At 66.8% G+C, this 10,408-nt stretch carries 11 protein-coding genes; 5 read left to right on the top strand and 6 right to left on the bottom strand.

Features of this window, described 5'->3' with window-relative positions; all coding sequences use genetic code 11:
- Positions 1-105: 105 nt before the first annotated feature.
- Together A6M56_RS20055 and A6M56_RS20050 are read right to left on the bottom strand one after the other, a co-directional pair.
- Entirely contained in the window at positions 106-873 is a 768-nt protein-coding gene (locus A6M56_RS20055; protein WP_102079234.1) for an SDR family NAD(P)-dependent oxidoreductase, read from the bottom strand.
- Positions 874-979: 106 nt separating this feature from the next.
- Positions 980-1,546: a CGNR zinc finger domain-containing protein gene (locus A6M56_RS20050; RefSeq protein WP_102079235.1), complete on the bottom strand. Its 567-nt coding sequence runs from the start codon at positions 1,544-1,546 to the stop codon at positions 980-982.
- A gap of 150 nt (positions 1,547-1,696) precedes the next feature.
- Between A6M56_RS20050 and A6M56_RS20045 the strand changes: the two genes are divergently transcribed.
- Positions 1,697-2,767: an NAD(P)H-dependent flavin oxidoreductase gene (locus tag A6M56_RS20045; protein ID WP_045218816.1), complete on the top strand. Its 1,071-nt coding sequence runs from the start codon at positions 1,697-1,699 to the stop codon at positions 2,765-2,767.
- Positions 2,768-2,897: 130 nt separating this feature from the next.
- Here the strand turns inward: A6M56_RS20045 and A6M56_RS20040 are convergent, their stop codons facing one another.
- The gene (locus tag A6M56_RS20040) at positions 2,898-3,827 is read right to left on the bottom strand and encodes a LysR family transcriptional regulator (protein ID WP_102079236.1); all 930 of its coding nucleotides are present in this window, start codon (positions 3,825-3,827) and stop codon (positions 2,898-2,900) included.
- A 152-nt stretch (positions 3,828-3,979) separates the two neighbouring features.
- Between A6M56_RS20040 and A6M56_RS20035 the strand changes: the two genes are divergently transcribed.
- Both A6M56_RS20035 and A6M56_RS20030 read left to right on the top strand, forming a co-directional pair.
- Positions 3,980-5,242 carry a serine hydrolase domain-containing protein gene (locus tag A6M56_RS20035; RefSeq protein WP_102079237.1) on the top strand — a complete coding sequence of 421 codons (1,263 nt, stop codon included), beginning with the start codon at positions 3,980-3,982 and terminating at the stop codon, positions 5,240-5,242.
- A gap of 806 nt (positions 5,243-6,048) precedes the next feature.
- Positions 6,049-6,501 carry a GNAT family N-acetyltransferase gene (locus A6M56_RS20030; protein WP_045220313.1) on the top strand — a complete coding sequence of 151 codons (453 nt, stop codon included), beginning with the start codon at positions 6,049-6,051 and terminating at the stop codon, positions 6,499-6,501.
- Between the two features lie 33 nt (positions 6,502-6,534).
- Here the strand turns inward: A6M56_RS20030 and A6M56_RS20025 are convergent, their stop codons facing one another.
- Genes A6M56_RS20025 through A6M56_RS20015 form a run of 3 tightly spaced genes read right to left on the bottom strand, consistent with a single transcriptional unit; the run spans position 6,535 to position 8,674 of the window.
- A complete protein-coding gene (locus A6M56_RS20025; protein ID WP_045218809.1) occupies positions 6,535-7,002 on the bottom strand; it encodes a nuclear transport factor 2 family protein in 468 nt (155 codons plus the stop codon).
- A 52-nt stretch (positions 7,003-7,054) separates the two neighbouring features.
- Positions 7,055-8,014 (bottom strand): pyridoxamine 5'-phosphate oxidase family protein, encoded by a 960-nt coding sequence (locus A6M56_RS20020; protein WP_102079238.1) that lies wholly within the window; start codon positions 8,012-8,014, stop codon positions 7,055-7,057.
- Between the two features lie 24 nt (positions 8,015-8,038).
- Entirely contained in the window at positions 8,039-8,674 is a 636-nt protein-coding gene (locus A6M56_RS20015) for a glutathione S-transferase family protein (protein WP_045218805.1), read from the bottom strand.
- 132 nt (positions 8,675-8,806) lie between these two features.
- On the opposite strand from A6M56_RS20015, the gene A6M56_RS20010 reads away from it, so the two are divergent.
- Together A6M56_RS20010 and A6M56_RS20005 are read left to right on the top strand one after the other, a co-directional pair.
- Positions 8,807-9,715, top strand: coding sequence for a LysR family transcriptional regulator (locus tag A6M56_RS20010; RefSeq protein WP_102079239.1), 909 nt, complete (start codon positions 8,807-8,809; stop codon positions 9,713-9,715).
- A 155-nt stretch (positions 9,716-9,870) separates the two neighbouring features.
- A complete protein-coding gene (locus A6M56_RS20005; protein WP_045218801.1) occupies positions 9,871-10,407 on the top strand; it encodes a PadR family transcriptional regulator in 537 nt (178 codons plus the stop codon).
- Position 10,408: the final 1 nt, after the last annotated feature.

Below are 10,408 nucleotides of genomic sequence, written 5' to 3'. Positions count from 1 at the left end.
TCCTCCCCGCGACAAAAATCCAAGGCGCCATCTAGGGCAGGGTACGGCCACACCCTCTGCGTGCGGGAGTTGGCGGCGTTGCACGCGTTTTGGCTGGTTACTTTCTCAGATGAAGCCGCCGTCAGTCATCAGGGTGCGGCCGGTGATCCAGCGGGCGTCGTCCGAGGCCAGGAAGGCGATGGCGTCGGCGATGTCTTCCGGCTCGGCCAGGCGGCCCATCGGGGTTGATTCGCGCATGCGCGCTTTCACTTCATCGGGGATCGGGGCGGTCATGTCGGTGCGCGTCATGGCGGGGGCCACGGCATTGACGGTGATGTTGCGCGGGCCCAGTTCGACCGCAAACGAATGGGTGAGCGCGCCCACGGCGGCCTTGCTTGCCGCATAGACGGACAGCCCTGCGCGCGGCCGGTACACCAGGCTCGACGATACGTTGACGATGCGGCCGCCGCGCGCGGGCACGTGCGGGAGCACGGCCTGCGTCACCAGAATCGTCGACAGCACATTGGTGCGGAACTGCGCGGTGAACGACGCCTCGTCGATGCTGCCCACCGCCTGGCTTTCCAGAATGCCGGCGTTGTTGACGAGGATGTCGATGGCGCCGAAGGCCTCGCGCACGGTGCTCACCATGGCGTTGATGGAACTGGCGTCGGCCACGTCGGCCTGCACGGCAATCGCCTGCGCGCCGGTGTTGCGGATGGATTGCACCACTGCGTCGGCTTCCTTGCTGTTGCTGCGGTAGACGACCGCCACGCGTGCGCCGTCGGCTGCCAGGCGCCGCGCCACGGCGGCGCCGATGCCCCGCGAGCCGCCGGTCACGATGGCGGTGCGTCCGCCCAGTCGGGGCGCAGATGCGGTTGTCTGGGTTTGCGTCATGCTGTTCTCCTGCAATGCAATGTGTCGGGAGAACAGGTTACGAATCGGGCGGCGCGTGCGCAGCGCCCCTCGCTGCGACGCCGCGTTGCAATGCTGGAACGACGGCTCAGCCCGGTAGGCGTTTGCGGTGGGCCGCCACCTTGTGGCGGTTGCCGCAGAGCGCCATGCTGCACCAGCGGCGCGTGTGGGCCTTGGTGCGGTCGTAGAACCATCGGCCGCAGTCGGGGTGCTCGCATTGGCGGATGTGGCGGAAGTCGCCTTCGGCCAGCAGGTGGGCGGCGGCTTCGGCCAGGGCAGCCAGGCGCTGCTCCACGGAATCGGCGGGGCGCACGCGCTCCACACGCGGCGTGCCGGCCGTCCAGATCAGGATCGGGTGGCTCGGCGCTTGTCGGAGGAACGTGTTCAGGGCGTCGGCACTGCAGGGCCGCCCCGCCTTGCGCGCTTCCACCAGCTGCCGGATCACCTCGCGCAGATGCCGCGCCACCGCCAGCAGAACGCCAGGCGGAGATTGGCCGGCGAACGGTTCGGCCCACCAGCCCGCACGCACGAGCCAGTCCGACACATCGTCGTCGGATTGCCAGAAGTCGTGCGGCCGGCCCTGGACGTGGTCCACGGTGTTGAGCATGTCCAGTACGGCGTCGTCGGCAATCAGCGGTGGGGTGTTGGCAGGCATGGCGGCAGCAGCAGATCGAGTGAGCCGATTGTAACCGCTGAATGTGGTTCAATCAGGTTACGAGCGCGGCCGGTACGGTGCCCCTCGGAACGCCGCAGAAGTTCGCCGCATTACCATGGGCGCATCGTCATCATCTTGCTGGAGACCATCATGAGCGCATGGCCTGATGCCCGCATCCTGGAGCTGTTCAACATCGACGTGCCGATCGTGCTGGGGCCAATGGCCGGGGCCGCCGGCGTGGACCTGGCGATTGCGGTGGCGCGTGCCGGGGGCCTCGGTTCGCTGCCGTGCGCGATGCTGAATGCCGAGCAGATCCGCCAGCAGGTCGAGCAGTTTCGTGCCGCCGTGCGCGCGCCCATCAACCTGAACTTCTTCTGCCACACCCCGCCGCAGCCCGACCCCGAGCGTGAAGCCAGGTGGCGCGCCCATCTGGCTCCGTACTACGCCGAGTTCGGCATCGACCCGAACGCGCAGGCACCGGCGGCCAATCGCGCACCGTTTGATGAGTCGACGTGTGCGGTGGTGGAAGACCTCAGGCCAGAGATCGTGAGTTTCCACTTCGGCCTGCCGGCGCCCGAGCTGCTGGCGCGTGTGAAGGCCACGGGGGCCAAGGTGATCTCCGCCGCCACGACGGTGGAAGAGGCGCGCTGGCTGGAGGCCCGCGGCGTGGACGCCGTCATCGCCATGGGCAACGAGGCGGGCGGGCATCGCGGCATGTTTCTCGCGACGACCATCGAATCGCAGGTCGGTACGCTCGCGCTGGTGCCGCAGGTGGTGGACGCGGTAAAGGTGCCCGTCATTGCGGCCGGCGGCATTGGCGACGGGCGCGGCATGGCGGCCGCGTTCGCCCTGGGTGCCTCTGCCGCGCAGATCGGCACGGCGTATCTGCTCTCGCCCGAGGCGAAGACCTCCGCCATCCACCGTGCCGCGCTCAAGCAGGCGACGGATGCCGATACGGCGCTGACGAATCTGTTCACCGGGCGTCCGGCGCGCGGCATCGTCAACCGGCTGATGCGGGAGATCGGCCCGATGAACCCGCTGGCACCGGCCTTCCCGACGGCAGGCGGGGCGCTTGCACCGCTGCGCGCCAAGACCGAGCCGACGGGCTCGGGCGACTTCATCAATTTGTGGTCCGGTCAGGCGGGCCGGTTCGCAGCGGAAGAGCCGGCCGAAGCGATCACGCGTCGCATTGCGGCCCAAGCGCTCGAACGCCTGCGCTGAACGTTGACACCTGCCGTTGCGCACGCATGCGGGCACGCCAGACGGTGTGCCCGTCCTGTTTCGCATCACAGATCGGCATGCGTGCGATGGAAAAATTTCATGTAACTCCGTAAATGTCGATTTACGGGTTTCATCCAACTCGCGCGGCAAGCGGCTTCATGGTCGTTTCCTGCTGGAACCGATCGCGCAGAAATGCCACCAGGGCCTTGACCGACGGCGGCACGCCGGCGCGCGACGGATACAACGCATGCAGGTCGGCCGGCTCGGGCGTCCACTCCCGCAGCACGGTGCGCAGGCGCCCCTCGGTCAGCGCGGCATGGCAACAGTGCAGCGGCAGCACGGCCAGCCCCAGCCCCGCGATGGCCGCTTCGCGCAGGGCGATGATGTTGTCGCTCGCAAAGCGCGGCCGCACCGGCAGCGCCAGGCGGTGTCCGCGCGCGTCGTGCAGCACCCAGTCGCGGCTGCGCGCGAGGGTGCCCTGGCCGACGCAGGGCAGGTCTTCGAGCGCAGCGGGCGAGGCCGGTTCGCCCAGCCGCGCGATCAGCGCCGGGCTTGCCACCAGCACGCGCGGCGACACGGCCAGGTGCCGCGCCACCACCTCGCGTGACGGCAGCGGCCCGGTAGCCGCGCGGATGGCCACGTCGATGCGCTGCTCGACCAGGTCGACGTAGGTGTTGGATAGATCGAGCTCGACGCGCAGCTTCGGGTGGGCCTCGGCAAACGCTGCCAGCCAGCCGGCCACGAGCGTTTCGGCCAGCAGCGGCGAGGTGCCCACGCGCAGCACACCTGCGGGCTCGCTGCGCGCCGCACCGGCAAGCGCCTCGATGGCGGCCGACGCATCGGCCATGTCGCGCGCATGCCGATACACCGCCTCGCCCACCGGCGTGACCGACACACGATGGCTGGACCGATGCAGCAGCCGCGTGCCGAGCTGCGCCTCGAGCTCGGCAATGCGCCGGCTCAGGCGCGACTTGGGAATGCCCGTGGCCCGCTCGGCGGCGGAAAAGCCGCCGGCTTCCACCACGCGGGTAAAGAGATACAGGTCGTCCAAGCGCTTCATGTTGGGGCGAGGGTGCGTTAGAACCGCGATTGAAGCACAGCTGGGGCCTGTCCCGCGTCGCGCGCCCGGCTGTACAGTGTCGGCTGGACCGGCCCACGCCGCCAACGCTGCCGCGCGCGCCGGAAGCCGTTTCGCAAACGCAAGGAGACCGCATGGACAGGCAAGCCACGCAACCGCACGGGATGTCCCGCGACCGGCTCGCACGGGTCGAACGCTTCATCGACGACGCTTACATCGCCACGGGCAAGCTGCCCGGCGCGCTCACGCAGGTATGGCGGCGTGGCGAGCTCGTCCTCAATTCTGTGCTCGGCCTCGCCGACCGGGAGCGGCAGGTGCCGCTGGCCGAGGACGCGATCTTCCGCATCTATTCGATGACCAAGCCGGTGACCTCGGTGGCGTTCATGATGCTGGTCGAAGCATGCGAGGTCGCGCTCGACGACCCGGTCAGCAAGTTCATCCCGGCATGGAAGGACCTGGGCGTGTTCGCCGGCGGCTTCATGGAGGGCTTCCAGACGCGCCCGGTGAAGCGCCCGATGCTGATGGTCGATCTGCTGCGCCACACATCTGGCCTCACCTACGGCTTTCACCAGAACACGAATGTCGATGCGGCGTATCGGCGGTTGAAGCTCGGCGACGTCACCACGCAGGGCACGCTCGACGAGATGATCGAGAAGCTGGCCGGTGTGCCGCTGGAGTTCTCGCCGGGCGAGGCGTGGAACTACTCCGTGTCGACCGATGTGCTCGGCTACCTCGTCGGCAAGATCAGCGGCATGCCGTTCGAGACGTTCCTGAAGGAGCGCATCTTCGACCCGCTGGGCATGATCGATACGGGCTTCTACGTGCCCGAGGACAAGGCGTCGCGCTTCTGCGCGTGCTATGCCGTGGGGGCGCTCGGTTCGGCGTTGGTGTCCGACCGGCCCGCGCTGCAGGATGATCCGCGCACCAGCCGGTACCTCGCGCCGCCGAGCTTCGTGTCGGGCGGCGGCGGCCTGGTGTCCACGGCGGCCGATTACCTGCGGTTCTCGCGCATGCTGCTGCAAGGCGGTGAACTCGACGGCGTGCGCCTGCTGGGGCCGAAGACGGTGGCGCTGATGACCGCGAACCACCTGCCGGGTGGGGCCGACATCTCGACCTTGTCGCCGCGCTCGATGTTCAGCGAGGCAGCCTACGACGGCGTTGGCTTCGGGCTGGGTTTTGCCACCACGATATCGCCGGCGGCCACGCTCATCCCCGGCAGCGCCGGCGACTTCTTCTGGGGCGGCGCGGCCGGTACCTTCTTCTGGGTGGACCCGCAGGAAGACCTGGTCGGGCTCTTCCTCACGCAGGTTCTGCCGTCCTCCGCCTACCCCGTACGCCGACAGCTGCGCACGCTGGTGTACAGCGCGATCACGGAATCGGGTGCGGGCGGGCGTTGAACCCACGCTTGCAGCGGCGTCCAACCTGCGCCGCCTAGGGGCGCCCGATCAATGCGCGGTGTTCGAGGTGCGCCGCGCGCCCGGCGGCACAACGGCGAGAAGCGCGCGCCGCTGGCGTATCGCCCGGGGGTGGATATGTCCGGGGCGATGACGCTCGAGCGAGGCCAACAGGTGTCTTGCCCATGCCGCAACCCCCGCGCGGTCCAATTCATCGGGTTCCCCATCACTGGGGAGCAAGAGCGAAATCGCAAAGTCGCGGGGGCTCAGCGCGGTGATCTCTTTTCTGCGCGGTTTTAATCGCGCTGTCATAACGTCCTGCTCGAAGGCGTGCCGATTTCGCCGGGGTATTCTGGGGCGAGCAAAGGATAAGCAGACAGTTTTGATCCTTCAAGTTAATCGGCGCGCATATACGGCAAAATAGTGAAAAGACTTTTATCGAGGGTGTAAGCGGCGTCGTAGGAATCATGTAGGACGAGGACTCGGCTGATTGTGCTACTGAAATTCCTGGCGGTTTTTCGTACGCTTCTGCGTCGGCGCCATGGGCGCAGATTGGCGGGCGTTGAGAATAAGAGCGGGGGAGCGGGGCAGTCGCCTGCCGCCGGCGATGCGCGGCCTAGCAATACAACTGCCCTTGTGTTTTGGATCGCCCTAACGGGCGATATTTTTTTTGTTTTGGCGCGGTGCTAATCTCTCGGCGCACTTCCGGCGGACCGCGAAACAAAGGAAGTGACGAAGAGACAATAACATCATGAGGCGGGCCGTGGGTTTTTCTTGTCGCCCCGATAATGCTCCCTAGAGACAGCCCCATGCTCAGCCACGAAGTTCAATTGCGCCCGGCTTCTCTTGCCGATTGGTGCCAAGTCGCTGCGCTCCTGAAGAGTGCCAGGCTGCCGGCTGACGATATCGATATTCAGGACACCATCGAAGCATTTCACGTTGCACTGGACAAAGGCCGCGTCATTGGCTGCGCTGCTGCTGAGCGTGGAGGGGCATCCATCGTGATTCGTTCGGTCGTGGTCGACCCGATGTATCGCGATCAAGGTATCGCAAGTCGCCTGATTGGCACGCTGCTCGTGCGTGCGCGTGCCAGCGGCGTGCGACAGGCTTACCTGCTTTCTGCGCGGGCGCCGCTTTACTTCGCGCGTTGGGGGTTTTATCTCTTTCCCGTGGAGAACGCGCCGGCCGAGGTCAGGGCATCGGCGGCGTTCAGGGACGCCGGGCAGGCATCGCCGCTTTGCATGCGGTGCGATCTGCGCTGACCGGCGGGCGCGTCCATGGTGCCGGGCGCCGGCTCAGAGGCCCAGGTCGGACAACCCAGGGTGATCGTCGGGGCGGCGGCCCAGCGGCCAGAAGAACTTGCGGTCCTCTTCCTTGATGGGCAGGTCATTGATGCTGGCATGGCGGTGGGTCATCAGGCCGTGCTCGTTGAATGCCCAGTTCTCGTTGCCGTAGCTGCGGTACCACTGGCCGGCGTCGTCGTGCCACTCATAGGCGAAGCGCACGGCAATACGGTTGCCCTCGAATGCCCACAGCTCCTTGATGAGACGGTAGTCGAGTTCGCGCCGCCACTTGCGCTCCAGGAACGCCTGCGCCTGTTCGCGCCCGAGCGGGAACTCGGCACGGTTGCGCCAGCGGGTATCGGGGCTGTAGGCCAGGACGACGCGGGCCGGGTCGCGCGAATTCCAGGCGTCTTCGGCCAGGCGGATCTTCTGGACGGCGGTGTCGCGATTGAACGGAGGCAGAGGCGGGCGGGTTTCCATGGTCAGTCCAGTGGCGTGGTGGTGTGAAGGTGGATCGGCTGCGGGCAGCGCGCTAGCGGGCCGGCCACGCACCGGTCCCGGCGAGGAACGGCGACGGTTCCGGCGCAGAGAACCGCCAAGGCAAGGCTTGCGGCCGCCGATACATGCGCTCGACATGAAACCGCACGAGGCGCTGCGCGCCTTCGAACGCCTGCACGTCGTGCCCGTCCCATACGATCTCGCAGGTGCCCGCGAGATGGAGCAGGTCGCCCGATTCGAAGTCCGGAAACAGCAGCCCCGCCGAGGGGTTCACATGCAGGTTGCCCAGCGTGTTGAAGAAATTGTTGCCGATAAAGTCGGGCCACAGCAGCGTTGCGTCGTCATCGACACGGACGAACCCCGGCTTGCCGCCGCGGTGCGAGACATCCGCTCCCGTCGCCCTGGCAGGCCCGGCCGTCGCTGCATGCGTAGCGATGAAGAACGTATCGGAAGACCGGATGAGCCGCACCGCCGCATCGTCGAGTGCCGGCACCGATTGCGCCGCGGCAGGCGCCGTTGCCCGCTGGCGCGGCGCGAGGCTGCGCACCTGGATGTACTTCGGGCAGTTGCCGAAGCTCTGCCGCACGCCGATCACCATGCCGGCAGCATCGAGAGACAGCACCGGGCCGTTCAACCGGTTTCTTCGCCGCGTCGTCGTTTCAATGCCGAGCAGGCCGACGTCGCTGCCCACATGAAGCGCGCCCGCCAGCGGATCTTCGGGGTCGGGCAGGGCGCCAATGTGCAGGCTGTAGGGGTCGGGCACACGGATGAAACCGGCGTGGCCCGCCAGCAGGCTGGCACACGGCTTTCCGTCGCCGTCCAGGGCGCCGAGCACGATAAACGGGATCTTTCCGAAGAACTCCTGGTGCTGTTCCAGCAGGTAGGTTCGTATGCCGCGTTGCCCGTGCGCCTCTGCGCGGTCCCGGACGCCCGCCCGGTCCTGCACGGCGCGCTCGCCCCGGTGAAACGGCGAGGCCTGTTCTGGTAACTCCATGGCGTTGCCCCTTGACGTGTCGCCTTAGGCGGCCAGCCCCACGGCGCTCGCCTGCATGGCGACAAAGTTCGGCCATTGCTCGATGCGCGAAAGCCAGGCCCGCACGTGCGCGTAGCTGTCCAGCGAGACGTTGCCTTCCGGTGCATGCGCGATGTAGCTGTAGCACGCGATGTCGGCCAGGGTCGGTGTGGGCCCCAGCAGATAGTCATGCTCGGCCAGTTCCTCGTCGAAGATCGCCAGCAGGGCATGGCTTTGCGCGATCAGCGCCTGCGCATCCAGCGGCGCGCCAAAAACGGTGGCCCGGCGCGCCCCGGCCGGCCCCGTGGCAAGCGGCCCCGCGGCGACCGAAAACCAGCGCTGCACCTGCGCGGCGCCGACCGGGTCGGCGGGCAGCCATCTGCCATCGTCATAGCGCTTGGCCAGGTAGACGAGGATGGCATTGGAGTCGGCGATGACGGTGCCGCCGTCGTCGATCACAGGGACTTGGCCAAAGCGGTTCAACTGCAGGAACGCTGGCGTTTTGTGCTCCCGGGCGCGCAGGTCGATGTCGATCCGTTCATACGGCAGCTCCAGCAGCTTGAGCAGCAATTCGACGCGGTGGCAGTGCCCCGACAGGGCATGGCGGTAGAGCTTGATGGGCTGTGCCGGCTTGCAAGACATGGGGCGGCTCCGTTCAGGAAAGGGAGCCCCATTCTTGATTGATACGGTCGCCGGATAAATGGCTCGACACGAACTTCACTCATCCAAAAAATGGACTAATCTGTCGACCCATGTGCAACCCGCCTGGCAAAGATGGACAAGCTCCGCGCAATGCAGACCTTCGTGGCGATCGTGGACAACGGGACGCTGTCCAAGGCCGCCGCCGCGCTCGGATCGTCGTTGCCGTCCACGGTGCGCACGCTCGCGACGCTCGAAGCCGACCTGGGCGTGCGCCTGCTCAACCGCACAACGCGCCGCCTGTCGTTGACCGACGAGGGACGGATGTATCTGGCGTCGTGCCGGGACATCCTCGGCGCGGTCGACCAGGCCGAGCATCGCCTGCGGGCGCGCCAGGAAGAACCCAGCGGCCTCCTCACCATGACCGCGCCGGTCCTGTTTGGCCAGCGGCATGTGGCGCCCGCGGTGATCCCGTTTCTCGAGCGGTACCCGAAGGTGCAATGCCGTCTGCTGCTGCTCGACCGTGTGGTGAACCTGCTGGAAGAGGGCGTCGACGTTGGCATACGCATCGGCCACCTCGACGATTCCAACCTGATCGCGCAGCAAGTCAGCCGTGTCAGCCGGGTCGTCGTGGCGAGCCCCGCGTACCTCCAGCGCCGAGGCATTCCGCAGAAACCGGCGGATCTCGCGCAGGAAAACTGCATCCGGTTCTCCGGGAGCGGCCGCACGACGTGGCTGTTCCAGGAGCGCGGCCGGGAGCAGCGCATCGTGATCGGCGGCAATCTCGAATGCAACCACGGCGCCCCGGCCATCGACGCGTGCGTGGCGGGGCTCGGCGTGGGGCAGTTTCTGCGGTATCAGGTGGCGAGCCAGTTGGCCGGCGGGCAACTGCAGGAAATCCTGCATGCGTACAAGGTGCCCCCGCTGCCCATCAGCGTGGTGTATCCGCATGCCGGTCTGCTGCCGAGTCGCATCAGCGCGTTCGTCGATTGGATCAAAACGGAATTCACGAAATCCGAACATGATTTCGTGGGCGATGCGTAGCTGGGCTCGCACAGCCCGATGTCCGCATGCCGCATCGCGCGGCAAACTGGACATGACGTGCCCGGCGCTGTTCTGTAAAGTGCGTTGATCGAGTCGGGCACCGGTATCCACAAGCCCCGACGCCACAACACACGCTCCAGGCCAACTTCCTGCTCATGTCCATCCAACACGCCTTGCTCACATCGCTGCTTGAAAAGCCCTCGTCGGGCTACGAGCTTGCTCGCCGCTTTGACAAGTCGATGGGCTACTTCTGGAGTGCCACGCATCAGCAGATCTACCGCGAGCTCGGTCGCATGGCAGAAGCCGGCTGGGTGAGCGTGGAAGAAGAGGAAGACAGCCGCAGGAAAACCTACACCGTGCTACCGGCCGGCCGCGACGAACTCGCGCGGTGGGTGCTGGAGCCCACCGTGTCGTCGGACAACCGTGAAGAGGTGCTGGTCAAGCTGCGTGCCGAAGCGGTGATCGGCCCGCTCGGTTTTGCCGACGAGATGCAGCGTCTGATCGAGCAGCACCGCGCGCGCCTGAACACCTTCCGCGAGATCGAGCAGCGCGATTTCGCGCGCCCCGACCTCACGCGCGCGCAGCGGCTGCAGCATGCGGTGCTCCAGCGCGGCATCGTTTACGAAGAAGGCTGGCTCGCTTGGGCAGACGATGTGCTGCCGTTGCTGGAGCCAGCCTCTGTCACCGCTTGAA

Origin of the sequence: Ralstonia sp. RL (assembly GCF_001683835.1) — a bacterium.
In the GTDB taxonomy this organism is placed as follows: Bacteria; Pseudomonadota; Gammaproteobacteria; order Burkholderiales; family Burkholderiaceae; genus Ralstonia; species Ralstonia mannitolilytica.
This window is presented reverse-complemented; position numbering and strand designations above follow the sequence as displayed.